Origin of the sequence: Micromonospora sp. KC606 (assembly GCF_004348675.1) — a bacterium.
Classification (GTDB): Bacteria; Actinomycetota; Actinomycetes; order Mycobacteriales; family Micromonosporaceae; genus Micromonospora.
The window spans coordinates 1-24,885 of the sequence record NZ_SMKN01000071.1; the positions used below are offsets into that span (position 1 = coordinate 1).

At 73.4% G+C, this 24,885-nt stretch carries 20 protein-coding genes and 1 pseudogene; 13 read left to right on the plus strand and 8 right to left on the minus strand.

The annotated features are described in order from the left end of the window. A partial coding sequence (locus tag E1193_RS15820; RefSeq protein WP_132183965.1) for a right-handed parallel beta-helix repeat-containing protein occupies positions 1–981 on the minus strand: 981 nt, incomplete at its 3' end. 236 nt (positions 982–1,217) lie between these two features. On the opposite strand from E1193_RS15820, the gene bla reads away from it, so the two are divergent. The 3 genes from bla to E1193_RS15835 all read left to right on the plus strand — a co-directional run bounded on the left by bla (position 1,218) and on the right by E1193_RS15835 (position 4,417). Beyond that, positions 1,218–2,135 carry a class A beta-lactamase gene (bla, locus tag E1193_RS15825; protein WP_132183966.1) on the plus strand — a complete coding sequence of 306 codons (918 nt, stop codon included), beginning with the start codon at positions 1,218–1,220 and terminating at the stop codon, positions 2,133–2,135. A 135-nt stretch (positions 2,136–2,270) separates the two neighbouring features. Then, positions 2,271–3,227: an SRPBCC family protein gene (locus E1193_RS15830; RefSeq protein WP_132183967.1), complete on the plus strand. Its 957-nt coding sequence runs from the start codon at positions 2,271–2,273 to the stop codon at positions 3,225–3,227. A gap of 17 nt (positions 3,228–3,244) precedes the next feature. Continuing rightward, positions 3,245–4,417, plus strand: a complete 1,173-nt coding sequence (locus E1193_RS15835; protein ID WP_132183968.1) for a zinc-dependent alcohol dehydrogenase — start codon at positions 3,245–3,247, stop codon at positions 4,415–4,417. A gap of 55 nt (positions 4,418–4,472) precedes the next feature. Here E1193_RS15835 and E1193_RS15840 read toward each other — a convergent pair whose 3' ends face one another. Next, on the minus strand, positions 4,473–5,471 hold the full coding sequence (locus E1193_RS15840) for a hypothetical protein (RefSeq protein ID WP_132183969.1): 999 nt from the start codon (positions 5,469–5,471) through the stop codon (positions 4,473–4,475). A gap of 228 nt (positions 5,472–5,699) precedes the next feature. Then, positions 5,700–7,204, minus strand: a pseudogene (locus E1193_RS15845) (glutamate--cysteine ligase). A gap of 163 nt (positions 7,205–7,367) precedes the next feature. Between E1193_RS15845 and E1193_RS15850 the strand changes: the two are divergent. Continuing rightward, on the plus strand, positions 7,368–7,703 hold the full coding sequence (locus E1193_RS15850; protein WP_132183970.1) for a DUF3817 domain-containing protein: 336 nt from the start codon (positions 7,368–7,370) through the stop codon (positions 7,701–7,703). Here the strand turns inward: E1193_RS15850 and E1193_RS15855 are convergent. Together E1193_RS15855 and E1193_RS15860 are read right to left on the minus strand one after the other, a co-directional pair. Further along, on the minus strand, positions 7,687–8,571 hold the full coding sequence (locus E1193_RS15855; protein ID WP_132183971.1) for an alpha/beta hydrolase: 885 nt from the start codon (positions 8,569–8,571) through the stop codon (positions 7,687–7,689). The genes E1193_RS15850 and E1193_RS15855 overlap by 17 nt on opposite strands. A gap of 37 nt (positions 8,572–8,608) precedes the next feature. Next, on the minus strand, positions 8,609–9,160 hold the full coding sequence (locus E1193_RS15860) for a hypothetical protein (protein ID WP_207922720.1): 552 nt from the start codon (positions 9,158–9,160) through the stop codon (positions 8,609–8,611). A gap of 133 nt (positions 9,161–9,293) precedes the next feature. Here E1193_RS15860 and E1193_RS15865 point away from each other — a divergent pair, with 133 nt between their 5' ends. From E1193_RS15865 to E1193_RS15880, 4 genes are all read left to right on the plus strand, one after another. Next, on the plus strand, positions 9,294–10,412 hold the full coding sequence (locus E1193_RS15865; protein ID WP_132183972.1) for a Vms1/Ankzf1 family peptidyl-tRNA hydrolase: 1,119 nt from the start codon (positions 9,294–9,296) through the stop codon (positions 10,410–10,412). Beyond that, positions 10,405–12,168 carry a thiamine pyrophosphate-binding protein gene (locus E1193_RS15870; RefSeq protein ID WP_132183973.1) on the plus strand — a complete coding sequence of 588 codons (1,764 nt, stop codon included), beginning with the start codon at positions 10,405–10,407 and terminating at the stop codon, positions 12,166–12,168. The genes E1193_RS15865 and E1193_RS15870 overlap by 8 nt, the downstream gene beginning before the upstream one ends. Positions 12,169–12,302: 134 nt before the next feature. Beyond that, positions 12,303–13,715, plus strand: coding sequence for a hypothetical protein (locus E1193_RS15875; protein ID WP_132183984.1), 1,413 nt, complete (start codon positions 12,303–12,305; stop codon positions 13,713–13,715). 277 nt (positions 13,716–13,992) lie between these two features. Then, complete coding sequence (locus tag E1193_RS15880; protein WP_132183974.1) at positions 13,993–15,135, plus strand: SigB/SigF/SigG family RNA polymerase sigma factor; 1,143 nt, start codon at positions 13,993–13,995, stop codon at positions 15,133–15,135. 106 nt (positions 15,136–15,241) lie between these two features. Here the strand turns inward: E1193_RS15880 and E1193_RS15885 are convergent, their stop codons facing one another. The 3 genes from E1193_RS15885 to E1193_RS15895 all read right to left on the minus strand — a co-directional run bounded on the left by E1193_RS15885 (position 15,242) and on the right by E1193_RS15895 (position 18,284). Further along, on the minus strand, positions 15,242–15,970 hold the full coding sequence (locus E1193_RS15885) for an ATP-binding protein (RefSeq protein ID WP_132183975.1): 729 nt from the start codon (positions 15,968–15,970) through the stop codon (positions 15,242–15,244). A gap of 114 nt (positions 15,971–16,084) precedes the next feature. Then, entirely contained in the window at positions 16,085–17,245 is a 1,161-nt protein-coding gene (locus E1193_RS15890) for a glycosyltransferase (RefSeq protein WP_132183976.1), read from the minus strand. 118 nt (positions 17,246–17,363) lie between these two features. Beyond that, entirely contained in the window at positions 17,364–18,284 is a 921-nt protein-coding gene (locus tag E1193_RS15895; RefSeq protein ID WP_243707687.1) for a glucosyl-3-phosphoglycerate synthase, read from the minus strand. A 310-nt stretch (positions 18,285–18,594) separates the two neighbouring features. On the opposite strand from E1193_RS15895, the gene E1193_RS15900 reads away from it, so the two are divergent. From E1193_RS15900 to E1193_RS15920, 5 genes are all read left to right on the plus strand, one after another. Then, complete coding sequence (locus E1193_RS15900; protein WP_132183978.1) at positions 18,595–19,614, plus strand: Gfo/Idh/MocA family oxidoreductase; 1,020 nt, start codon at positions 18,595–18,597, stop codon at positions 19,612–19,614. 6 nt (positions 19,615–19,620) lie between these two features. After that, on the plus strand, positions 19,621–20,751 hold the full coding sequence (locus E1193_RS15905; protein WP_132183979.1) for a zinc-binding dehydrogenase: 1,131 nt from the start codon (positions 19,621–19,623) through the stop codon (positions 20,749–20,751). Between the two features lie 113 nt (positions 20,752–20,864). After that, positions 20,865–23,156, plus strand: a complete 2,292-nt coding sequence (secA2, locus tag E1193_RS15910) for an accessory Sec system translocase SecA2 (protein ID WP_132183980.1) — start codon at positions 20,865–20,867, stop codon at positions 23,154–23,156. Between the two features lie 177 nt (positions 23,157–23,333). Next, on the plus strand, positions 23,334–24,074 hold the full coding sequence (locus E1193_RS15915; RefSeq protein WP_132183981.1) for a GAF and ANTAR domain-containing protein: 741 nt from the start codon (positions 23,334–23,336) through the stop codon (positions 24,072–24,074). Between the two features lie 134 nt (positions 24,075–24,208). Further along, positions 24,209–24,715 (plus strand): DUF2231 domain-containing protein, encoded by a 507-nt coding sequence (locus tag E1193_RS15920; RefSeq protein WP_132183982.1) that lies wholly within the window; start codon positions 24,209–24,211, stop codon positions 24,713–24,715. The last annotated feature ends 170 nt before the right edge of the window (positions 24,716–24,885 follow it).

The window sequence follows — 24,885 nt, forward strand, 5'->3', positions numbered from 1 at the left end:
GGACTGGGGGTTGGGTCCGGCGGGGCGGTTCTCGTTGCTGGGGCTGGACCAGGTGACGTTGTCGAAGGTGTTGCCGCTGACCTGCCAGTAGCCGGTCGCCGAGGTGTAGAAGGTCCCCAGGACGTCCCTGGAGTCCTTGAAGTAGTTGTTCTCCACCTTGGCCTGGGCTCCGGCGCGGGAGTTGATGCCGGACTCGTTGAGCCGCACGTAGTGGTTGTTGTAGAGGTGGGCCGTGCCGCCACGCAGCAGTGGCGCGCGGGAGTCGATGTTCTCGTACAGGTTGTGGTGGAACGTGACGTAGCTGTTGGACAGGTCGCTCTCACCGGACCCGATGAGGCCGCCGCGGCCGGAGTTGCGCAGGATGCTGTAGGACAGCGTCACGTACTGGGTGTCGTCCTTCATGTCGAAGAGGCCGTCGTAGCCCTGCGACTCTCCACCGGAGGCCTCCAGGGTGACGTGATCGACCCAGACGTTGCGGACGTTGCGCTCCATGCTGATGGCGTCACCACCGTTGGAGGTGGGCGAGCCCGACTTCTTGACGTTCCGGATGGTCACGTTCTGGATGACGATGTTGCGGGCCTCGCGGATGTGGATGCCCAGCTGGTCGAAGGTGGCTCCACTGCCGACGCCGACGATCGTGACGTTGCTGATCTGCTTGAGTTCGATCAGGCCGGCGGCGGTGTTGCAGCTCTTGCCCGACACCTTGCTCGTGTTGCCGTGGTTGATGGTCCCCTCGACCTGGATGATGATCGGGGTGCTGCTGCTGGCCCGACCGCACAGGGCGGCGTGGATCGCGGTCCCCGTGGTGGCCCGTACCGTCTGCCCGCCGGCGCCGCCGGTGGTGCCGCCGTTGCGGGTCGCGTAGCCGGTGGCGGTGCCGGGTGCCGCCGACGCGTGCGGGGTCGGCAGGGTGATGATCGCGGCCCCGACGGCCGCCGTGGCCACTGCCGCCAGGAGTCGTCGGGTGACTGTTCGTCTCATCCTCGCTCACCTTTCGTCGGTGTTGCGGAGTCGTGTCCGGAAAGCGCTTTCCGGGCGAAGGATAGACAGCAGCCTATGGATGTGGCAAGTCGTGGCGTCCGTCACCCGTCGCAACCGCTGCCGACAGCTGGCTGGTGTCTCCTGCGGACCGAGCCCCGATCCGCCCGTGCCGGGCGCGGGGCGGCCCCGACCGGTGCCGCGCGGCCCCGGTGTCCCGCGATGGAAGGAACCGACCCATGACGCACACGCGCCGGCCGATGCTCGCGGCGGCGGTGGTCGCCTGCGTACTCGCCCCGCTGACCGGCTGCGCGGCGACGCCGCCAACATCCGGGCCGGCCAACCCGAGCACCCCGGCCGCTTCGGCATCGGCGGTGACCGCCGCCCCTGACTTCACCGCCCTGGAGCGGCGGTTCGACGCCACCCTTGGCGTCTATGCCGCCGACACCGGCACCGGACGCACCCTCGCGCACCGGGCCGACGAGAGGTTCGCGTACGCGTCGACGTTCAAGGCCCTCGCCGCCGGGGCGTTGCTGGACGTGACATCCGACGCGGAGCTGGACCGGGTGGTCCGCTACGGACGCGAGGACCTGGTGACGTACTCGCCGATCACCGAGAAGCACGTCGGTGCCGGAATGACCCTGCGGGCGATCGCCGACGCGGCGGTGCGGTACAGCGACAACACCGCCGCCAACCTGATCCTCGCCGAACTGGACGGCCCGGACGGGTTCGAGCGCAAGCTGCGGGAGATCGGCGACACCGTCACCGACCCCGCCCGGATCGAGACGACGTTGAACGAGGCCGCCCCGGGCGATGTCCGTGACACCAGCACGCCCCGGGCCATGGCCACCAGCCTGCGGGCGTACGCGCTGGGCGACGCCCTCTCCGGCGCGGACCGCGCGATCCTGGTCGGCTGGCTGCGGCGCAACACCACCGGCGCGAAAATGATCCGGGCCGGCGTGCCGGCCGACTGGCAGGTGGGCGACAAGACCGGCTCCGGCGGGTACGGCACCCGCAACGACATCGCCGTGCTCTGGCCGCCGCAGGGCGCACCGATCGTGCTGGCGGTGATGTCCCGCCGCGACACGAAGGACGCCGCGTACGACGACGCGCTGATCGCCGAGGCGGCGAAACTGGTCGTCGGCGCGTTGCGCTGACTCCCTCGCCGACGTTCCCGGCTTCTGTGCCGATTCGGGGTTCGTGGGCCGTTTGGCGGGCATAGCGTCAGGCGTGGCGGCTCCCCGCCGCCGGGCCGCCGAGGGCGGTCAGGGCCGAACGACGGTGGTGTGGACGTGGACGGAACCGACCCGACGGTGCTGGACGAGCTGGAACGGCGCTGCCAGGGCAGCGGACTGCCCCGGCTACTGGGCGTGGTGAGCCTCGCCCTCGGCGTGGGTGGCCTGCTGGCGCCCCGGGCGCTGGCTCGGCTGACCGGGGTGGACGACGCCCCGCAGGCGAACCCGGTCATCCGGGCGGTCGCCGCCCGGGAGCTGGGGCACGCTGCCGGGCTGTTGGTCGGGCGGCGGCCCGTCGGCTGGTCGTGGACCCGGGTCGTCGGTGACGCCGGTGACCTTGCCCTGCTCGGGCGAGCCCTGGCCGACCGGCGTGGCGAGCGTCGGCGGCGGGTCGCGATCACCACCGGCGTCGTCGCCGGCATCGCCGCCATCGACCTGCTCGCGGCGCTGCGGGCCGGGCGGGCGCGCCGGTCGCGGGAACGCCTGATCGTCATGGAGGTCGGCGTCACGGTCAACCGGCCCGCGTCGGAGGCGTACCGGTTCTGGCGCGATCTGGAGAACCTGCCCGGCTTCATGGCCCACCTGGAGTCCGTCCGCGTCGACGACCTGCGCCGTTCGCGCTGGACGGCGCGCGGCCCGGCCGGGCAGTCGGTGAGCTGGGACGCCGAGATCGTCGAGGACCGCCCGAACGAGCTGATCGCCTGGCGGTCGCTGCCCGGCGCGCCGGTGCCCAACGCCGGCCGGGTCCGGTTCGTGCCCGCCCCCGGCGACCGGGGTACCGAGGTCCGGGTGGAACTGGGGTACGCGCCGCCGGCCGGCCGGCTCGGGCGGGCCGTCGCCAAGCTGTTCGGAGAGGAGCCGGAGCAGCAGGTCCGCGACGACCTGCGCCGGTTCAAGCAGGTGCTGGAGACCGGCGAGGTCGTCCGTTCCGACGCCAGCCCGGAGGGCATCACCCTGCGCCAGCAGTTCCTCCAGCGACCTGCCCAGCCCCTGCCCGCCGGCCGCCGCGACTGACCCGACGAGGAGGAACGATGAAGGCCACCGCCTGGATGGGCAAGGACAGCGTCAAGGTCGTCGACGTGCCCGACCCGCGTATCCTGAACGCCCGGGACGCGATCGTGAAGATCAGCACCACCGCGATCTGCGGCTCGGACCTGCACCTCTACCACGGTTACATCCCCGCCCTGCGCAAGGGCGACATCCTCGGCCACGAGTTCATGGGTGAGGTGGTGGAGGTCGGCCCGGAGGTGGACAACCTCGCCGTCGGGGACCGGGTGGTGGTGCCGTTCCCCATCGCCTGCGGCAACTGTGTCTCCTGCCAGCAGGGCCGCTACTCGGTCTGCGAGAACTCCAACCCCAACGCCGGCCTCGCCGAGAAGATCATGGGCCACTCGCCGGCCGGCATCTTCGGCTACTCGCACCTGCTCGGCGGCTACGCCGGGGGGCAGGCCGAGTACGCCCGGGTGCCGTTCGCCGACGTCGGCCCGATCAAGGTGCCCGACGAGGTGCCCGACGACCAGGCGCTGATGCTCGCCGACGTCTTCCCCACCGGCTACATGGGCGCCGAGATGTGCGACATCACGCCCGGTGACGTCGTCGCCGTCTGGGGCGCGGGACCGGTGGGTCTGCTCGCCGCCGCCAGCGCCCGGCTGCTCGGCGCGGAACGGGTGATCGTGATCGACCGGTACCCGTACCGGCTGCGGCTGGCCGCCGAGCACGTCGGCGCGGAGACCATCAACTACGCCCAACTCGACGTGCTGGACGAGTTGAACCAGCGCACCGCCGGCCGTGGCCCGGACGCCTGCATCGACGCTGTCGGCCTGGAGGGGCACCACGGCAACGCCGCGGTGTACGCGTACGACCGGGCGAAGCAGGCCGCCCGGCTGGAGACCGAGCGGCCGTTCGCGCTGCGCCAGGCGATCCTGGCCTGCCGCAGCGGGGGAGTGGTGTCGGTGATCGGCGCGTACGGCGGCTTCGTGGACAAGTTCCCGATCGGCGCGTTCATGAACCGGTCGCTGACCATGCGGACCGGGCAGTGTCACGTGCAGCGCTACACCCGCCCGCTGCTGGAGCACATCGTCCGCGGCGACCTCGACCCGAGTTTCGTGGTCAGCCACCGGATGAAGCTGAGCGACGCGGCGAAGGGCTACCGGATCTTCCAGAAGAAGCAGGACGACTGCACCAAGGTCGTGCTCAAGGTCTGAGGCCGCCTCGACGCGGAGCCGGGAACGCCCCCGGCCCTGCGCCGTCGGTCACCCGTCAGGCCCAGGGCGCCGTCGGGTACCAGGGGATGATCTCGCGGCGGGCCAGCAGCCGGACGTCCCAGTAGAGGAAGGTGAACGCGCCTGCGGCAATGAACGCGACGGCGGTCAGCGTCGCCAGCCGGCTCGGACGCGCGGCGAACCACCGTTGCAGGCGGGAACCGGCGAGCCAGGCCAGCAGCAGGAACAGCACCGCCATGATCACGATGTTGCCGATCGACTGCAACGTGAACGCCGCCGCCCCGTAGAGCGGGTTGCCGCTCTCCGCCGCGTCCCGGAACATCTGCCGGAACAGCGCGAAGGGCCGGCCGATCAGGAAACCGGCGATCAACGCGCCCATGAAGACCATCGGAGCGTTCGGATACCGGCGGGCGATCCGGGCGAACGGGTCCGGCACCACGCCGAGCGACGCCAGACCGAGATAGATCATGATCAGCCCGATCGCGCCGAAGACCACCATGGACTGGACGCTGCGCGGCGACAGCCCACCGGGAGTGTTCGGGGCGGTGGAGAACTGCGGCATCGACGTGCCGACCAGGCCGACGACCGCGCCGTACGCCGCCGACACGGCGATCATGCCCACCGACAGCCAGCCCAGCGGCCGCAGGGGCGCGGTGAACCGGCGCAACCGGCCGCCGGTGGTACCCGACAGCGGGGCCAGCGCGCCGAAGGCGGCGATGTTGCAGGCGGTGAAGGTGCCGGCGACCCCGGAGACGAAGGCGAACAGCACCCCGGCGGCGATGCCCTGGATGGGCGTCTCCTTGGCGTCGTGACCGAGCATGGTGTTGGCGACGTTGTCGCCGATGGTCCGGTCCACGAACTCCGCCGACCAGACCACGGTCAGCAGGAAACCGGTCAGGACGCTGAGTGCGACGATCAGCGCCCGCCGCCGGGGAAAGTGGCCGTTGACGAAGGTGGAGGTGCCGACCTGCGGAGAGTCGAGGCGGATCGAAACGGGGGCGTCGGGCGGCCGGGGTGAGCGGTGGGTCTGCGTCACGCTGCGCTCCTCACAGTCGGGGAGGACCCGACGCCGGCTCGGCGGCCCCGGCGGACCACGGCACCGGTCGGCCCGGCCCGGGACCGTTCCCGGTCGCGCCCGGCGGGTCGATGTCCGCGTCTCATCATCGACGGGCGCGGCCGGCACCGGTTCTTCCGTCGTGCGCAATCGCGCCGCCCGGCCGACGCGTCTTCGCGACCGCGCGCGAACGTGGGACGGCCGCCCGCCTCAGGGCAGCGGCCACTCGTGGACCGGGCGGTTGCTGTGCATCAGGCCCACGTAGTGGCGGACCACCTCGCGCAGCGCCTCCGGGCGGTCGAGGTGGTCGGTGTTCTCCAACCGGTGCAATGTCTCCACCTGCCAGGTGGCGCCGTTGCGTCCGGTCAGGCAGCGCCGCTCGACGATGCCGAGCAACCGGTCCCGCTCGGCCGGGTCCACCCCCCACCCGTCCAGCCCCTGGTGGGCCAGGGGCAGCAGCCGCCGCAGCACCAGCTCGGTCGCCGGCAGATAGCCCAGCCCTGGCCAGAACACCTGGGCGTCGATGCCGTACCGGGCGCAGCTGGTGAAGTTCTCCTCGGCGGCGCTGAACGACATCTGCGACCACAGCGGCCGGTCCGAATCTGCGACCACAGCGGCCGGTCCGACTCGGCCAGGGCGCGCACCAGCCCGAAGTAGAACGCCCCGTTGGCGACCGTGTCCACCACGGTCGGCCCGGCGGGCAGCACCCTGTTCTCCACCCGTAGGTGCGGTCGGCCCCGGAGCACGTCGTAGACGGGGCGGTTCCAGCGGTAGACGGTGCCGTTGTGCAGACGCAGCTCGGCCAGCTTCGGCACCCCGCCGGCAGCGAGTGCCTCGGCCGGGTCCTCCGGGTCGCACACCGGCAGCAGTGCCGGGAAGTAGCGGACGTTCTCTTCGAACAGATCGAACACGGAGGTGATCCAGCGTTCCCCGAACCAGACCCGGGGGCGTACCCCCTGGGCCTTGATCTCGTCCGGGCGAGTGTCGGTGGCCTGCTGGAACAGCGGGATGCGGGTCTCCCGCCACAGCTCGCGGCCGAAGAACAGCGGGGAGTTGGCGCCCAGCGCCAACTGGATGCCGGCGATCGCCTGCGCGGCGTTCCAGTAGTCGGCGAACTGGGCCGGGCTGACCTGGAGGTGGAACTGGGTGCTGGTGCAGGCGGCCTCGGGGGTGATGGTGTCCGCGGTGGTGACCAGGCGCTCCACCCCGTTGATCGCGATCCGCAGGTCCTCGCCCCGAGCGGCGAAGATCTGTTCGTTGAGCAACTCGTAGCGCGGGTTCGCCGACAGCGTGGCGGCGGTCAGGTGTTCGGGGCGCAGGGTGGGCAGGATGCCGATCATGACCATGTGTGCGCCGACCGTGCGGGCCTTCTCCTCGGCCGCGTTGAGGCTGGCCCGCACGTACCGCTCGAAGTCGGCGGTGCCGGTGCCGGCGAGCCGGCGCGGGGCCACATTGATCTCCACGTTGAACTGGCCCAGCTCGGTCTGGAAACTGGGATCGGCGACGGCGGCGAGCACCTCGGCGTTGCGCATCGCCGGCATCGACCCGTCGGCGACCAGGTTCAGCTCGATCTCCATCCCGGTCATCGGCCGTTCGACGTCGAAACGGGACTCGCGCAGCATCTCGGCGAACACGTCCAGGCAGCGGCGTACCTTCTCCCGGTAGCGGGCCCGGTCCTCCCGACTGAAGGTGCGCGCGCCGACGTCCTCACCCATTGTCACCACCCCGTCACCGTTGGTTCCCCCAACCTCGCACAGGACGGCGCGGGCAGGGAAGACCCGAAGAACCTTCACCTACCCGCACCGGGCTGGGTGATCCCCGTCCCGCCGGTCGTCGTGGTGTCCGGCGGTCGGCAGCGCGGCTGGCTACGATGGCCCGATGCGCGAGAAGACCACCCGGCTGTTCGTGGCGGCGGCGATCGCCGAGGCGTGTTCGTGGCTGGGCCTGCTGGTCGGCATGGCCGTCAAGTACGGTCCGCCGGCCAACGAGATCGGTGTCAAGATCTTCGGCCCGATCCACGGGGCGCTGTTCGTCGCGTACGGACTGCTGGTGCTCGTCATGACCCGGATGCACCGGTGGAGCCCGGGCGTCACCATCGTCGCGCTGGTCTGCTCCGTGCCGCCGTTCGCCACCGTCGCCTTCGAACGCTGGGCGGTGCGCCGGGGCCTGCTGGGCTCCCCGCGACCCGAACGCCCCCTCACCCCGGTCGGCTGATCCCAGCGGCGTCCGCCAGGAAGGCGCCCAGCACGGCGGCGAGCTGCTCCGGCGCCTCCTCGGCCATGTGGTGGCCGGAGTCGATCGAGGCGACCCGCAGGTCCGGCGCCCACTCCCGCCAGATCGCCGCCGGGTCGCCGTACAGCTCCTCCATGTCGTCGCGCTCCGACCAGCAGAACAGCGTCGGGCAGCCGATCCGCCGCCCGGCGGCCCGGTCGGCGTCGTCGGCGGCCCGGTCCGGGCCGAGACCGGCCCGGTAGTCCTCGCACATCGCGTGCACCGTGGCCGGATCGTGGATCGCCCGCCGGTAGTCGGCGTACGCCTCCGCGCCCATCCGCTGCGGCGAGCCGCCGTACCAGGCATCCGGGTCGGCGTTGATCACCAGCTCGGCCGGGTTGGCGGTCTGACCGAGAAAGAACCAGTGCCACCAGCGGGCGGCGAACCGGGCGTCGCAGCGGGCCAGGGCCTCGCCGATCGGCACGCCGTCGAGGACGCCCAGCCGGCTCACCCGGTCGGGGTGGTCCAGCGCCGTCCGCATCGCCACGTAACAGCCCCGGTCGTGACCGACGACCGCCGCGCGGTCGTGGCCGAGCGCGTCGAGCAGGCCGACCACGTCCGCCGCCATCGCCCGCTTCGCGTACGCCGAATGGTCGTCGCCGCCCGGCGGCTTCGAGGAGCCGCCGTATCCGCGCAGGTCCGGGCAGATCACTGTGAACCGGTCGGCGAGCAGCGGCGCCACCCGGTGCCAGGTGGTGTGGGTACGCGGGTGGCCGTGCAGCAGCACCACCGGCGGCCCCGACCCGCCGTGGCGCACCCGCAGGTGCACCGGGCCGACGTCGACACGGGTCAGCCTGAAGCCGGGAAACATGCGGTGATCGGTGCCCCACCGACCGACGGCGGAAACCTCAGCCGGTGAGCACGGAGCAGGCACCCAGGCCGGCCAACAACAGCACCCCCAGCATCGCCTGCAACAGCAGTGGCGGCCCCAGGTGCGACCAGACCGTCGCGGTGCGCGGGCGCAGGGGCTGCGCGGTGGTCAGGTTGACGATTCGCTCCACCTTGGGCGCCAGATCCGGGTCGGGCTGCCGGCGCAGGGTGAGTTGCACGTGGTCGCCGGGGTGCAGGGCGCTCTGCGGCAGATGCCCGTGCAGCTCCACCTCGTAGAGGCGGCCGGCCTCGTCGCGCACCCGCAACGGGGTGACCAGGAACTCCGGGCCCTTCTTCAGGTCCTTCCACCTACGCCGGGCGCCGCCCCCGCCGCCGCTGGTCACCAGCGTGCGGACCAGCAGCATCAACAGCCCCACCACGCTCGCGGCGGTCACCACCGCCACCAACACCGGCTGCCCGACGCGCACCTCCCGGGGGTAACCGTCGAGCAACCGGACGACTCGCCCGGTGAGGATCCGCTGCGTCGGGTGCACGACGCGGGGCGCGAGGTCGCTGTCCATGTTCACCACCGAAAGTCCGGTTCGCTGCACCCGATCGTACCGGCGCCGCCGGTCGAGCGTCGTGAATGAACTCCGGACCGGCGAGGTGACATCCCACGCGGCGCGGGTAAGCGGGCGGTCGAGCTGGAAAGGGGTCTCGAGCATGCAGCTGTCCTTCCTGCGTCCGCTCTACGACCGTCCCGGGCCGTGGTGCTCGGTCTATCTCGACGCCTCCCGGGACACCCACGACGCGCATCCGCAGGTGGACCTGCGCTGGCGGGCGCTCAAGGGGCACCTGCTGGAGCAGGGCGCCGACACGGCCACCATCGACGCGGTCGCGCGGGTGGTGCGCGGACACGAGCCGATGCCCGGGGACTACGGGGTGGCGATCTTCGCGACCGGGGGTCGGGTGGTGCTCACCGAGTACCTCACCGCACCGCCGCTCAACGACCTGGCTGTCTGGTCCGCCCTGCCGCACACCATGCCGCTGGTCGCCCAACGCGGCGAGCAGATCGCCTGGGTGCGGGTGTTGGCCGACCGCACCGGGGCCGACGCGATGGCGGTCAGCGCGGGCGGTGTGCCCCGCCGGGCCCACGTCCAGGGGCGGGAGAGCTGGCAGCTGCGCCGCGTGCAGCCCGGCGGCTGGTCCCAGTCCCGCTACCAGCGGGCGGCGATGGAGGCCTGGCACCACAACGCCGGCGACGTCGCCGCGGCCACCGTCCAGCTGGCCGAGAAGGTCGGCGCGGACGTGCTCGTGGTGGCCGGGGACGTCCGGGCCACCGGCATGGTCGCCGCCCAGCTGCCCCCACGCTGGCAGGACATGGTGGTCCGCACCGACGCCGGCGCCCGCAGCGCCGGCGCCGACGAGACGCTGATGGACGACATCACCGTGCAGACCATCGCCGAGGCGGCCGAGCAGCGGGTCGCCGCCGTGCTGGACCGCTTCGGCACGCAGGAGGACGTCGGGGCCGGCCTGGACGCGGTGGTCTCCGCCCTGCAACGCAACCAGGTCGACACCATGCTCATCGTCGACGACCCGTCGGCGACCGGCGAGCTGTGGATCGGCCCCGAACCCACCGACATCGCCACCGCGCCGGAGCAGCTCGCCGCGGTCCGCGACCCGCAGCGGGTACGCGCCGACGCGGCCCTGCTTCGGGCCCTCGTCGGCACCGACGCCGAACTGACCGTGCTCGGACCGGACGAGGCGCCGGACCTGACCGACGGCGTCGGGGCGGTGCTGCGGTACGTCGACGCGTCCACCCCCGGGCGGGGCGATGGCTGACCGGACCGGCGCGGACCTGCTCGTCGACCGGCTGCGCGCCTGGCGGGTGCCCCGCGTGTTCGGCTATCCGGGCGAGGCGATCGCCCCCGTCGTGGCGGCGCTGGGCGCCGCCGGCGGCGACCCGGAGTTCGTCCCGGCCCGGCACGAGGAGACGGCCGCCTTCATGGCGACCGGGCACGCCAAGTTCACCGGTGGCGTGGGCGTCTGCCTGGCCACCCAGGGGCCCAGCGCGCTGCACCTGCTCAACGGCCTGTACGACGCCAAGCTGGACAGCAAGCCGGTGGTGGCGATAGTGGGTGAGGACGTCAACGGGCCGCTCGGCGGCGCGCACGAGGAGATCGGACTGAGCCGGCTCTTCGGCGACGTCTGCAATCAGTTCGTCCGGTACGCCCGCTCCTGCACGCACGTGCCGGTCCTGCTCGACCAGGCGTTTCGCACCGCCGCCGCGACCCGCAGCCCCACCTGCGTGGTGCTGCCCCGGGCGGTGCAGCAGGCACGCGTGCCCGATCTGCAACCGCACGCGGCCGGCGTGCAGACCGCCACGCCGGGGGAGCCGCTGGCCCGGGTGCTGCCCCACGACGCCGACCTGGACGCGGCGGCGTCGCTGCTCACGGTGGGGCACCGCGTGGCGATTCTGGTTGGCCAGGGCGCCCGGGGCGCGGACGACGAGGTCGTCGCGCTCGCCGACCGGCTCGGCGCCGGGCTGGCCACCTCGCTGCTCGGCAAGCCGGTGCTCGACGAGCGGCTGCCCTTCCACGCCGGGGTGCTCGGCGAGGTGGGCACGCCGGCGGCCGCCCAGCTGATGGGCGGGGCCGACACGCTGCTGCTGGTGGGCACCAACGACCCGTGGACCGACTACTACCCGATACCGGGGCAGACCCGCACCGTGCAGATCGATATCGACGGGCGGCGGATCGGCAACCGGTACCCGGTCGACGTTCCGCTGGTCGGCGACGCCGCCGAGACGCTGCGGGCGTTGCTCGCCAGGGTGCCCGACATGCCCAACCGGCAGTGGCGAACCACCGTCGAGGGCTCGGTCGCCCGCTGGCGTCAGGACGCCGCGGTACGCGCCGCCGCGCCCGCCGAGCCGGTCAACCCGCAGTTGGTGCTGCACGAGCTGTCCGCCCGGCTGCCCCGCGCCGGCGCGGTCGCCGTCGACGTGGGCTCGGTCATCTACTGGTACGCCCGCCACCTGGAGTTGCCGCCGGGGGTGAACGCGCAGCTGTGCGGCACCCTCGGCTCGATGGGCTGTGCCCTGCCGTACGCGGTCGCGGCCAAGCTCGCGCGGCCCGACGAGCCGGTGGTGGCGCTGCTGGGTGACGGGGCGATGCAGCTCAACGGCCTGGCCGAGCTGATCACGGTGGCGCACCGCTGGCGAAACTGGACCGACCCGCGGTTGGTGGTGCTGGTGCTCAACAACCGCGACCAGTCCGGCACCGGTGACGGGCGGGTACAAGCCGGTCTCGTCGCCGACCGCCGACCGGACGTGCCGTACGCCGGATGGGCTCGCCTGCTGGGCCTGCACGGCGTCCGGGTCGATCGGCCCGACCTGGTGGGCGCGGCCTGGGACGAGGCGCTCGCCGCGGACCGCCCCTGCGTGCTGGAGGCGGTGGTGGACCCGGCGGTGCCCCTGCGCCCGCCGGAGCCGGCCCTGGCCGACCTGCGGGGGATAGTCGCCGCCGGCGACGCCGCCCGGCGGGTCCGTGACCACATGCTGGCCGCCGGCACCGCGGTCGAGGCGGAGGACGTCGCCTGATCCCCGTCCCCGTCTCCAAAGACGGGGATCGGGGGAAGCGCCACCGTCCGAGGATTGCCCCCAATGCCCGGTTTAGACCCCATCGGGACGGGAAGCCGCCCCGCGTGGTGAGCGAACGAGGCGGTGTGGGGCCGGTGCCCGAGGTGCACAAGAGGCCGACGGCGGAGGGCGCCGGCCTGGCCGGGGACCGGGTCGTGGCGGCGGGCAGCGCCGCCCGGCTGTTGGTGGCGGTGACCGCCCGGGCGCTGCGCGGCGACGACTGCGGCGACCTCGGCCAGCTCACCCCGCTGTCCCGGTTCACCGCCGCTCCGGAACCGATCCGTCGGGCGGCTGCCGCCCGCGCCGCCACCCGGGTCGCGCTCACCGCTGAGCAGACCACCGAGGTCGACGCGGAGCGGGCGGCCCGGTGGATGGTCGACCAGTACCCCCACCGGCGGTATCCCGGTGCTGTGCTCGGCTCACCGCACGCCGCCGCGGTGCACCTGGCGGTCGCGCTCGGCGTGCCGTGGCTGCCCGCCGCCTTCGAGATGAGCGCGCACTGGACCCAGGGAGCGGTGGACCACCCCTCGGCCGCCCTGGACCACGGCGCGGCGCTCGCCGCCCGGATTCTGGCCGGCAACCCCGAGCTGCACGTACGGCAGGTCCACTGCCCGGCCAGCCGGGGTGCGCTCGCCGGGGCGACGGTGTCCCTGGTGGCGCGGTGGCAGGCGTTGCCCCGGGCGTACGCGCGTTTCCTGGCCGACCGGGTGGTGCCGGGCGCGCCGCTGCTGCTGGTGCGCGACGTCCGGACCTGGCCGGTGCTGGACGAGGGACGTGGCCACAGCTTCCAGCTCGGCAGCCCGACCAGCGGGCTGGACCCGGTGGACTTCCACCCGGACGCGCACGCCCTGCGCCAGGTGCTGCGCTCCGCTGGTGGTGACGGCGCCCGCTGGGAACCGCCCGGGGTCTCCACCGCGGGCGAGCAGGCCGAGCACGGCGTGGAGCCCGCTTTCGCGGACTCCACCCGGCGGTGGGCCGGGCGCCACGGCCACGGCCTGCACGAGGTGTTCTACCCGCATCCGGGCGCGCTCAGCGCGGTTGTGGCGGACCTCTACCGGCACTGGCTGCGTCGGGCCGGCAAGACCGGTGACCGGTTGGTGGTGGAGTGCGGCCGGATGCTCGATCCGTGGCAGGTGGTGCGGGCGGGACTGGTGCCCTACTGGTGCGAGAACGCCACCCGGCGCAGCGTCGAGCAGGCGGAGTGGTGGCTCGCCGGCAGCGCGCCGTTCAGCTCGGTGGACGTGCTGCCGGACTCGCCCGGCATGCGCTCGCCGGCGCTGGCCGGGCTGCCCCAGTGGCTGGCGGTCGCCGCGTTCGGTCGCCGTCGTCGGGCCCTGGACCGCACTGCCGCCCGCGGCTACCCGGTCGCGACGGTGCCCACCAGGCGGGCTACCGAGGTGCTCCGCAACCAGCCGTACGACCTGCCGGTGCCGCCGCCGCTGGCCGCCGCCGAGGCGCTGGCCGCGCTGCGGTCCGACGGCGCTCCGCTCGGTCTCGCCGTAACCTGACCAGCGAAAACGGGACGCCGGGGCGGTCGCCGCGCCGACCCGGCGGACGGAGCTGCCGAATCATCCTCGCGAACCTGACTCGCCGTGATTGAGTACCTACGGAGCGGGAATGCCGCTCGCTGCGACGGCCACCCATGCCGTGCGGCGTGCTGCCGTCGCTCCCGCGCGTCCGGCGACACCGGCGCGTCACGTGACCAACTTCCGGCCCGGTGCGTGGCTCGACCACGCGCACGACCGGCTCCGATTCCGGGCGGGGACCTTCCTGAGGGAGGCGCGGATGTTCGGGCAGACGACCACAACCACACCACCACCACCGACCGAGCGCGGCCTGGAGGACCTGGACGCCGCAGCGCTGGCGTACGCGGCGCGGATCGAGGGTCTGCCCCCCGAGCGGCGGCAGGAGGCACGCGACGACCTGGTCCGGTTCGCCCTTCCCTTCGCCGGTCGGCTGGCCCGCCGCTACCGGGGGCGGGGCGAACCGCTGGAGGACCTGGAGCAGGTGGCCCGGCTCGGCCTGGTCAACGCCGTCGACCGGTACGACCCGGAGCGTGGTTCCTTCACCGCGTACGCGGCGATCACCATCGTCGGTGAGATCAAGCGACACTTCCGGGACCGCACCTGGGGCGTGCACGTGCCCCGCCGGCTGCGTGACCTGATCCTGGAGGTCGGTCAGGCCACCTCGGCGCTGACCAGCGAGCTGTCCCGGGCGCCGAGCGTGGCCGAACTGGCCGAGCGGCTGGAGACCCCGGAGGAGGAGATCCTGGCCGCGCTGGAGTCCGCCGCCGGCTACAGTCCGGCCTCGCTGAACGCCCCGGTCGGCGGCGAGAGCTCCGCGGAGTTCGGCGATCTGGTCGGCGAGTCGGACAACGCCCTCGAGTCGGTCGACGACCGGGTGACGGTCAGCGGGCTGCTGCACCGGCTGCCCTGGCGGGAACGGCGCATCCTCGCCATGCGCTTCTACGGCAACCAGACGCAGGCGGAGATCGCCGCCCGGTTCGGCATCTCACAGATGCACGTCTCCCGGCTGCTGTCCCGCGCGCTGACCTGGCTGCGCCAGGCGATGCTGGCCGACGCCCCGCCGCCCTGGCAGAACGGCGCGGCCGAGTCGGAGACGGGACGCAACCGGATCGCCGTGAAGCGGACCGGGGACCGGGTGGTCGTGGAGGTCGGCGGGGAGATCGACCGCGACGGCGCCGACCAGCTGCGCCGGGTGATGCTGGAGGCGGTCACCGGCCAGCCCCGGGAGGTCGTGGTCGACCTGGACGGCGCCGGGGGAGTCGACGCCGGCGGAATCGCCGCACTGATGGCCGGACGGGACGCCGCCGCCCGCACCGGAGTCCCGCTGCGGTTGACCCGGGTGCAGCCCGCGGTACGCCGGTCGCTCACGGCCGCGGGCCTGCCCGCCACCGCCGACGCCTGAGCCTTTCCCGCCTGATCCTTCCCGCCCGATCCCGGCGCGGCCCGGTCCGCCCCGGGATCGCCGCGGACCCGGCCGGAGAAGAGGGTGGCGGGAGGGGGGTATCCGGTCAACCCGCGGGCACGAGGGCCCAGACCACCTTGCCGTCGGCCAGCGGCGAGGTGCCCCACCGCTGCGCCATCTCGCGGACCAGCAGCAGACCGCGGCCACCCTCGGCCCGCAGGTCGGGGCAGCCCGCGCGGGCCGCCGTACGGCTGCCGTCGACCACCGCCACCTGCAGGTACGGCTTGCGCAGCGTGAGCGTCACCTGCATCGGCGTCTGCGCGTGCCGGACCACGTTGCCGACCAGCTCGCTGAGCACCAGCGAAGCCGGCCCGACCAGCTCCGGCACGTTCCACCGGGCACAGGCATCCGCCGCCAACTCGCGGGCCCGGCGGCAGGCGGTCGCCACCGGCTCCAGCCGGGCCCGCAGCCGCGGCGACGCGGTGGCCCCGGCCAACTCGGTCGCCTCGGCGCAGCTGGGCCGCACCGGCACCACCTGGCAGGTGGTGGACCCGGCGAGCCAGGCGGCCGCCTCGGGCGGAGGCGCGCAGAGCACCACCGGCACAGCCGGCCAGTCGGCGGCCCGCCGGCAGGCGGCGGCGAAGACCGACAGCGCCAGCCGGTCGGCGACGGCGACGCCGTCCAGGTCCACCACGAGCGCGTCCGGCTGGCTGGTCAGGCAGCGGTCCAGCACGGTGTGCACCTCACGCATGGTGCTCACGTCGAGCGCACCGACGAGACGCACGACGGTCACCGGTGACCCGTCGTCGACCTCACAGCTGATCCGGCTCGGCATCGGCCCCTCAATCCCGCTCGTCGGCTGGCAGACCAGGCAGGTACCCGGGGCCGACGGGGATGAAACCGGACGCGGCACCGCCGCCGGCCCCGGCGGCCCTGGTCGGCACCCAGCTCAGGCGGCGGCCCGCATCCGGCCGACCCGCGCGCCCTGCCGAACCGACTCGTACAGGCCAACGTACCTCTCCGCCATCACCGCGGGGGTGAACCGCGCGGCGGCCTCCCGGCGGCACTCGGCCGGATCGAGCAGGCTGGCCGCCAGCAGCAGCTCGCCCAACTCCTCCTCCTCGTCGGTGAGCAGGCCGGTGCGACCGTGCTCGACCAGCTCGGGCAGGCAGCCACGGGCGGTCGCCACCACCGGCGTACCCAGCGCAAGGGACTCCACCACGGCGGTACCGCCGGGTTCCTCCCAGCGCAGCGGGAACAGCGCGGCCCTCGCCCCGGCCAGCAGGTCGTCGCGCTCCCGCCCGGCCACCGTGCCGACCCAGCGGACGAGGTCGCCGTCCACGTGCGGGGCAACCTCGTCGGAGAAGAACCGGACGTCCGGGTTCTGCCGGGCCTCCTTCCCGGCGGCGGCCAGATCCTGCGGCCGGTGGTACGGCCCGACGGGGCCGGCGAGGACCAGCGGCACGCCGACCCGCCGGGCCAGCCGGGCGCCGACGTCCTGCCCCTTGCCCGGGTTGATCCGGCCCAGGATGATCGCGTAGTCGCCCTTCTCCCGCAGGGGCGCGCGGTCCGCGCCGACAGCCAGCGGAGTGGACAGGTGCACGTGGCCCACCGAGTGCTCCCGCAACGCTCGGGGGGCGCGGGCGAGCTGCGAGGCGGAAACCCCGTTGACCCGGATCCGCCCGCCGGCGTCCAGGTTGCCGTAGAGCTCCGGGTGCTTGGTCAGATCCCAGTGCAGGGTGTGCAGAGCCGGCGGGGCGTGCGGCCCCATCGCCGCCAGGGTGGCCAGGCCGACGGCCTCCACGTGATCGTGCACCAGGTCGATGTCGTCGCGGGCGCGCAGCTGCCGGACCACTCCGTCGAGATGCGCCTGGGAAACTCCGCAGACCTGGTTGTACGGCCGCTGGAGGGCGGCGAACTGCCCGTCGGGGAAGACGGAGAACCGCTCGTCCGCCGGCAGGGTGCTGGTGCCGACCGAGGCGAGCACCACCCGCACCCCCAGGCGCCGCAACTCCGGCACCAGGGTGGCGACGACATTCTCGATGCCGCCGTAGCCGGGAGGCGGTACGGACAGCCAGGGACCGGCGTTCATCAGGACCGTCAGACGCATGATGCTGTCTTCCTTTCCTTGGCGGGACCCGGTCGGGCTCCCGTGCCGCGACGTCGACCGGCTCCCGGGCCGGCCGCCTCCCGGACCGGCCGGCCCTCGGAGCGGCCGGCGCGATTGGTCACGCCGCCACCCGCCGGCGGGGCACCCGATGGCGCACCTGCGCCAGCGGCGGACGCTCCTGCACCGAGACGTCGCTGACCACGATCTCCCGATCCAGGTGTGGCAGCGTGTCGGAGCCACCCCGCCGGAACTGCGTGAGCAGTGTCGCCGGCGCGGTGCCCGGGCTGGCCCAGCCGCGCCGCTGCAACCGCGACCAGGCGGTCTGCATGATCTGGGCGGACATCCGCCCCAGCGCGGCGGTGTCCTGGTGGCGGTGCCTGCGTTCGCCGAGGTCCACCTGGGCCAGGGCGTCCAGCCCCACCAGCTCCAAAAGATCGATGAGCAGTGCGGTCTCGACGCCGTAGCCGGAGACGAACGGCACCTGCTCCAGCACCTCCCGCCGGCCGGCGTACTCGCCGGCCAACGGCTGCACGAAACCGGCCAGCTCGGGCCAGAATAGATTGAGCAGCGGCCGGGCCATCAGCTCCGTCACCCGGCCGCCGCCGTCGGGCTCCACGCTGTGGGCGCTGACCAGCGGCCGATGGTAGAAACCCTTCACGAACTCCACCGACGGGTCGGTCAGCAGCGGCCCGAGCAGGCCGGTCACGAAATGCGGCCGGAACTCGCGCAGGTCGGCGTCGACGAACGCCACGATGTCGCCTTCGGCGGCGGCCAGACCGGCCCAGAGGGCGTCGCCCTTGCCGGCCAGCCGGGGCAGCCCTCGGGTCATGTCGTCCTGGCTGACGACCTCGGCGCCGGCGGCCCGGGCCACCTGGGCGGTACGGTCGGTCGATCGGGAGTCGACCACGATGAGCTCGTCGATCAGGGCGACCCGGTCCATCAGGTGTTCCCGTATGGTCGAGACGATCGCCCCGACGGTGGCCTCCTCGTTGCGGGCCGGCAGCACCACGCTCAGCCGGCTGTCACCCTTGGCCCGCACGAGCCGACCCGCCGGCCAGTCCCGCGCCGACGTCGTCCGATATGTGGCCCACGCCTCCACCAGGGGTGAGACGATCGATCCTGTTTCCCGCACTGGCACACCCCCAGATCGTGGCGGAAACCCGCAGCCGGTTTTCCCAACTACGACCGCACGTTAACCGGATCATGCCTAACAGCTTGATCACGTTGGGCGCTTCCTCGGATTCCCGCCACGTGAACGCTTCGTTGCGCGCCGCTTCGGGTTTCGTGTTCCGGCGGTCCGGGGAGAGCTGTTCCGTTGGTCGAGAATCGGCGTCGAGAGGGTCGGTGTGATGCGCAGGTGCCGGGTGGCCCTGGTGGGGGCCGGTGGGGTGGCACGACGTCATGCCCGCCTGTTGTGCGGATTCGAGGACGTGGAGCTGCTCGGGGTGACCGACGTGTCCAGGGACGCCGCGGCCGAGCTGACCGGCGCGTACGGCGGCCGGCCCTTCACCGACATCGACGAGTTGCTCGCCGCCGGCCCGGACGCGGTGTACGTCTGCGTGCCGCCGTTCGCCCACGGGCCGGTGGAGGAGGCGGTGATCGCCGCCGGGGTGCCGATGTTCGTGGAGAAGCCGGTCGCGGTCGACCTGGACACCGCCGAGCGCATCGCCGCGCTGGTGGAGGAGAAGCAGCTGCTCACCGCCGTCGGGCACCACTGGCGCTACCTGCACACCGTGGCACAGGCCCGCCAGTTCCTCGCCGACCGTCCGGTGCGGATGGTCAACGGCGCCTGGCTGGACACGGTGCCGCCGGTGGCCTGGTGGGCGGTGCGGGCGCGCTCCGGCGGCCCCGTCGTCGAGCAGGCCGCGCACGTGCTGGACCTGATCCGCACCCTGGTCGGCGAGGCGGTCGAGGTGACCGCGTACGGCGACGGCACGCCTCCGCCGGTCGACGCCGCCGACATCGACTCGGTCACCGCGGCCACCCTCCGCTTCGCCAACGGGGCCGTCGGCACGCTCGCCGCGGCCTGCGTGCTGACCTGGAAGCACCGGGCCGGGCTGGAGATCCTCGCCGACGGACTGGCGCTGTCGTTGGCCGAGGACGGCCTGCTCGTCCGGGACGCCGACGGGCACCGCAGGGTCGGGTCCGACCCGGACGGCGCGCGGGTCGCCGTGGACCGGGCCTTCATCGACGCGGTCACCGGCGTCGGCGACGACGTCCGGGTGCCGTACGCCGAGGCGCTGCGCACCCAGCGACTCGCGTTCGCCGTCGCCGAGAGCGCGCGCACCGGCCGCAGCGTCACCCTGCCCACCGGGCCCGCCGCCAGCCGGCCGGTGGCCGCCGCGCGGGCCGCCGTCACCACCGGGTGAGCGTCGATGCGTGACGCGGTCGTCGTGGTCAGCGGCCCCGGCCAGGTCGAGCTGGTCGAGCAGGACGCCGGCGAGCTGCCCGACGGCTCCTTCCGGGTGCGGACGCTCTTCAGCGGGATCTCCGCCGGCACCGAGCTGAGCTACGTCAAGGGCACCAACCCGTACCTCCACGCCACCTGGAACCCGGACCTGGGACTCTTCCAGCCCGGCGCGGCCAGCGCCCGGTATCCGGTGAGCCGACTGGGGTACATGCAGGTCGGCCGGGTGGTGGAGAGCCGTGCTCCGACCGTCGCCGTGGGCGCGGTCGGCGCCATGACGTACGGCCACCGCACCGGCTGGGTGGCCGACCCGGTCGCCGAACGGTTCGTACCGCTACCGGACGACCTCGACCCGCTGCTCGGCGTCTACGTCGCCCACCTGGGCCCGATCTGCGCCAACGGCCTGCTGCACGCCGCCGCCGACCTGTGCGGGACCGACGTCCGCTCGCTCGGCGACGGGGTACGGGGCCGCCGGGTGGCCGTCGTCGGCGGCGGGGTGGTGGGGCTGCTGACCGCACTGTTCGCCAGGCGGCACCGCGCCGCCTCGGTGGTCGTGCTGGACCCGACGCCGCAGCGGCGGCAGGTCGCCGGGGCGCTCGGCCTGGAGACCCTCGACCCGGACGCCGAGGACCCGGCGGTGCTGCTCAAGACCCGCTGGCACCACGCCGCCGGGGACCGGGGCGCCGACGTGGTGTTCCAGTGCCGGGGACAGGCGTGGGCGCTGCACCTGGCGCTGCGTCTGCTGCGACCCCAGGGCACCGTGATCGACCTGGCCTTCTACCAGACCGGCGCGGACGCGGCCCGGTTCGGCGAGGAGTTCCACCACAACGGGCTCACGCTGCGCTGCGCACAGATCGGCCGGGTGCCGCGCGGGCTCGCGCCGATCTGGGACCGGGAGCGGCTGTCGGCCGAGACGATCGAGTTGCTTCGGCGGCACGGCGACCTGATCCGTGCGCACCTGGTCACGGCGGTGGCGCCGTTCGACCAGGCGCCGGCGCTCCTGACCGACCTGGCCGAGGGCCGCCGGCGGGAACTCCAGGTCGTCCTCGCCGCGATCGATCCCGACCAGTCCGCCCGGCCCGCCGACAGCCGCCGTTGAGCTGCCCGCACCGCGGCGCTGAGCTGCGCCGACGACCGATCGAGGGGACACGGGGACGATCGGCGACGAGCCGGGCAGCGATCGAGGCGTCGTTTCGCGTACCGTTGCCGCTCATGGGTGTGTCGCAACGGTTCAAGAGCAGGTTCCGGCGGTTCCTCCAGCGCCCGGGGACGACGGTCGACCTGGCCCCGCTGAAGAAGATGCTGCCGCAGATCGCCGCGCGCGAGGATGAGCTGTCCGCCCTCGACGACGCCGAGCTGACCGAGGCCGCCGGGGCCGCCTCGGGCTACGTCGAGATCTGCGCCGTCGGTCGCGAGGCCGCCCGCCGGGGCCTGGACCAGCGGCCGTACGACGTGCAGCTGCTCGGCGCGATGTCCCTGCTCTCCGGCAAGGTCGCCGAGATGGCCACCGGTGAGGGCAAGACGCTCACCGCCACGATCGCCGCGTACGGGCACGTCCGGCTCGGCAACGGCCCGGTGCACGTGCTGACCGTCAACGACTACCTGGCCCGCCGCGACGCCGAGTGGATGGCGCCGGTCTACCGGCTGCTCGGCCTCAGCGTGGGCTGGGTCAACGAGGCGTCCACCCCCGACGAGCGGCGTGCCGCGTACGCCTGCGACGTCACCTACGTCTCGGTCAGCGAGGCCGGCTTCGACTTCCTCCGCGACCAGCTCGTCACCGACCTCGCCGAGCGGGTCCAGCCGCCGCTGAAGACCGCGATCGTCGACGAGGCCGACTCGATCCTCATCGACGAGGCGCGGGTGCCGATGGTCCTCGCCGGCGCGGTCGCCGATGAGCAGGATCCGGTGCACGCCGCCGCGGCGCTGGTGCGCGGGCTGCGCAAGGGCAAGCACTACGCCGTCGCCGAGGACGGCCGCAGCGTGGCCTTCACCAGCGCCGGCCTGGCCACCGTCGAGGCCAAGCTCGGCGGAGTCGACCTGTACGACAACGAGCACGTGGGGCAGCTCTCGGCGGTCAACGTGGCCCTGCACGCGCACGCCCTGCTGCACCGCGACGTCGACTACATCGTCCGCGACGGCACCGTCGAGCTGATCGACGAGATGCGCGGCCGGGTCGCCCAGCGCCGCCGCTGGCCCGACGGCCTGCAGGCGGCGGTCGAGGCGAAAGAGGGACTGGACGCCACCGCCGAGGGGGAGGTGCTGGGCACCATCGCCGTGCAGGCGTACATCGCCCTCTACCCGACGGTCTGCGGGATGACCGCGACCGCGGTGCTCGTCGGCGACCAGCTGCGCGAGTTCTTCGGCCTGGAGGTGGCGGTCATCCCGCCGAACACCCCGTGCATCCGGGAGGACGAGCCGGACCGCATCTACGCCACCCGCGCGGAGAAGGAGGAGGCGCTGATCGACGAGATCACGCGCAACCACGAGCGCGGTCGCCCGGTGCTGGTCGGCACCCTCGACGTCAAGGAGTCCGAGGGCCTGGCCGCCGGCCTGGCCGCCGCCGGGGTGACCTGCGTGGTGCTCAACGCCAAGAACGACGACGAGGAGGCGGCGATCATCGCCGAGGCGGGCGCGTTCGGCGCGGTCACCGTCTCCACCCAGATGGCCGGGCGGGGCGTCGACATCCGCCTCGGCGGCAGCGGCCAGGCCGACCGGGAGCGGGTCGCCGAGTTGGGCGGCCTGTACGTCATCGGCAGCGGCCGGCACGACAGCCGCCGGGTCGACGACCAGCTGCGCGGGCGGGCCGGCCGGCAGGGCGACCCGGGCGGCTCGGTCTTCTTCGTCAGCCTGGAGGACGACCTGGTGGTCCGGCACGCAGGCGACACCATCCCGGCCTCGCCGCGGATGAACGCCGACGGTCTGGTCACCGACGAGCAGGTCGACTACGCGGTGGAGCACGCGCAGCGGGTCGCCGAGGGGGTCAACCACGAGATCCACCGCAACACCTGGCGCTACAGCGTGGTGATCGAGCAGCAGCGCAAGGCCATCGCCGAGCGGCGCGAACGGCTGCTCACCACCGACGTGGCCGCGTTGATGCTGCTGGACCGGATGCCGGAGAAGGCGGGCGAGATGGACGAGGACCTGCTCGCCCGGGTGGCCCGTTCGATCGCCCTTTACCACCTGGACCGGCTCTGGGCCGAGCACCTGGCCGAGTTGTCGGAGGTCCGGGAGGGGGTGCACCTGCGCGCGCTGGGCCGGCTCGACCCGCTCGACGAGTTCCACCGGGCGGCGGTGCCGGCGTTCACCAACCTCATTCCGGAGATCGAGCGGCGGACCATCGCCACCTTCGAGGAGACCGAGTTCACCGACGACTGGGAGCCGGACGCCGCGAAGCTGGTCCGGCCCAGCGCCACCTGGACGTACCTCGTCCACGACAACCCGTTCGGATCGGAGCTGGACCGGCTGATCGCGTCGGTCGGCCGTCGGCTCGCCGGCTCGCGCTGACCGTCCCGAGGGATCCCTTCCGGCGTGCTCGTCGGAAGGGATCCCTTACGCGGTTTCGATCCTGGTTTGCGAGGGTACTAGCCCGGGGCCCACGACTCGGGGAGATCGGAAGACGATGACACAGGCAACGACGCCGGCCGCGGACGGCACCTGGTGGCGTGCGGAAGGCGTGAGCCGGTGAACCTGGACACGCGGGAGCCGGCGATCAACACCCTCGGTGTGCTGGAGACCGCCGCCCTGCTGCGGGAGCTGACCGCGGGGCTGATCGCGGTCGACGACTTCGACGAGGCGCTGAGCCACCTGGTCCGGATCGCGCGCGACGCGGTACCGGAGGTCTCCTGGTGCGGTTTCACGGCGCTGCGGTCCGGCGAGCCGGCCGGGGTGGCCGCCTCCGACGCCCGCCTGGCCGAGTTGGACGAGCTGCGGCACGGTTCCGAGTCGCCGGCGATGACCGCCATCCAACGTCGGGAGATGACCATCGCGCCGGACCTCGGCGGCGAGGAGCGTTGGCCGTGCTGGACGGCCCTGGCCCATGGGCTCGGGGTCTGCGGGGTGATCTCCGCGCCGGTCGACGTCGACGACCGGGCGATCGGGGCGATCAACCTGTACGCCCACACCGCCGGCACCTTCTCCACCCGCCACCAGCTCACCGCGATGCTGCTCGCCGAGCACGCGGGGCTGCTGCTGGCCGCGGTGCGGGACCGGGCGGAGCAGGCCGAGCGCGCCGGCGAGGTCGACGCGCAACTGCTCGGCGAGGGCGTGATCAGCCAGGCGGTCGGGGTCATCATGACCCAGCGGGGCTGCCCGGCGCCGGAGGCCCTGGAGGTGTTGCGCAGCGCCGCGTCCTCGCTGGACATCCCGCTGCGGGAGGTCGCCGAGCGCCTCGTCGCCACCGTCACCCGCTCCCGCGAGGGCTGACCGTCGGCGGACACCCTCGCTGGCGCTGACCGTCGGGATGTTGACCGTTTCCGCCGGCGCGCGTCGTTTCGCTTCCGTGGCCTCCGGGTAGCACCCTGGGTTCGTGAGCACATGACGATCCTGGGGAGGACGCGATGGAGAGCCGTCTGCGGGTGCGGGGGCACCCCATCCAACCGATGCTGGTGACGTTCCCGTTCGGGCTCTTCGTCAGCGCCACCGTCCTCGACTTGGCCGACGTGCTGAGCGGGCTGGCGTTCCTCGGCGAGGTCGGCTATTGGACGGCGGTCGCCGGCCTGGTCGCCGCCGCGCTCGCGGCGGTCGCCGGGATGATCGACATGTGGGATGTCCGGGCCGGCCGAACCCGGCGCACCATGGTCACCGCCAACCTGGTCAACGCCGGGATGGCCGCGCTGTTCCTGCTCGGTTGCCTGATCCGGGCCGATGCGCCGCAGCGGGGCGCCAGCGGCGTACTGCTGGCCATCGAACTGGTCGCCCTGGCGGTCGGCGCCGTGGGCGTCTGGCTCGGCGCCCGGCTGCTGCGCGAGTTCGACGCGGGACGCCGCGAGCCGAGCGGCTTCGAGGCGCCCGACGCGGGGCCGTTCGCCGGCCGGACCGTCGAGATCATCCGCCCACGCGCCTGACTTGCCTGCCCAGCGGCCCGATCGACCCCACCTTTCCGGCTGTTCGGCCGCTTCGATCGACTCCGTTCACCGCAGGTGGGGGTGTCCGGTGACCCCGATGCTCCGACCTGCCGCGCATCGAGTGGATCGGCACGATCGTCGCAGGGGCGCCGGACGGGGCGGGTGGGAAG

Excerpts from the sequence above, each read along its gene's own strand:
- E1193_RS15850 (WP_132183970.1), top strand. The coding sequence starts at position 7,368 with ATGCGCGAGAAGACCACCCGGCTGTTCGTGGCGGCGGCGATCGCCGAG.
- E1193_RS15890 (WP_132183976.1), bottom strand. The coding sequence starts at position 17,245 with ATGCGTCTGACGGTCCTGATGAACGCCGGTCCCTGGCTGTCCGTACCG.
- E1193_RS15880 (WP_132183974.1), top strand. The coding sequence starts at position 13,993 with ATGTTCGGGCAGACGACCACAACCACACCACCACCACCGACCGAGCGC.
- E1193_RS15870 (WP_132183973.1), top strand. The coding sequence starts at position 10,405 with ATGGCTGACCGGACCGGCGCGGACCTGCTCGTCGACCGGCTGCGCGCC.
- secA2 (WP_132183980.1), top strand. The coding sequence starts at position 20,865 with ATGGGTGTGTCGCAACGGTTCAAGAGCAGGTTCCGGCGGTTCCTCCAG.
- bla (WP_132183966.1), top strand. The coding sequence starts at position 1,218 with ATGACGCACACGCGCCGGCCGATGCTCGCGGCGGCGGTGGTCGCCTGC.
- E1193_RS15835 (WP_132183968.1), top strand. The coding sequence starts at position 3,245 with ATGAAGGCCACCGCCTGGATGGGCAAGGACAGCGTCAAGGTCGTCGAC.
- E1193_RS15900 (WP_132183978.1), top strand. The coding sequence starts at position 18,595 with ATGCGCAGGTGCCGGGTGGCCCTGGTGGGGGCCGGTGGGGTGGCACGA.
- E1193_RS15855 (WP_132183971.1), bottom strand. The coding sequence starts at position 8,571 with ATGTTTCCCGGCTTCAGGCTGACCCGTGTCGACGTCGGCCCGGTGCAC.
- E1193_RS15885 (WP_132183975.1), bottom strand. The coding sequence starts at position 15,970 with ATGCCGAGCCGGATCAGCTGTGAGGTCGACGACGGGTCACCGGTGACC.
- E1193_RS15920 (WP_132183982.1), top strand. The coding sequence starts at position 24,209 with ATGGAGAGCCGTCTGCGGGTGCGGGGGCACCCCATCCAACCGATGCTG.
- E1193_RS15905 (WP_132183979.1), top strand. The coding sequence starts at position 19,621 with ATGCGTGACGCGGTCGTCGTGGTCAGCGGCCCCGGCCAGGTCGAGCTG.
- E1193_RS15865 (WP_132183972.1), top strand. The coding sequence starts at position 9,294 with ATGCAGCTGTCCTTCCTGCGTCCGCTCTACGACCGTCCCGGGCCGTGG.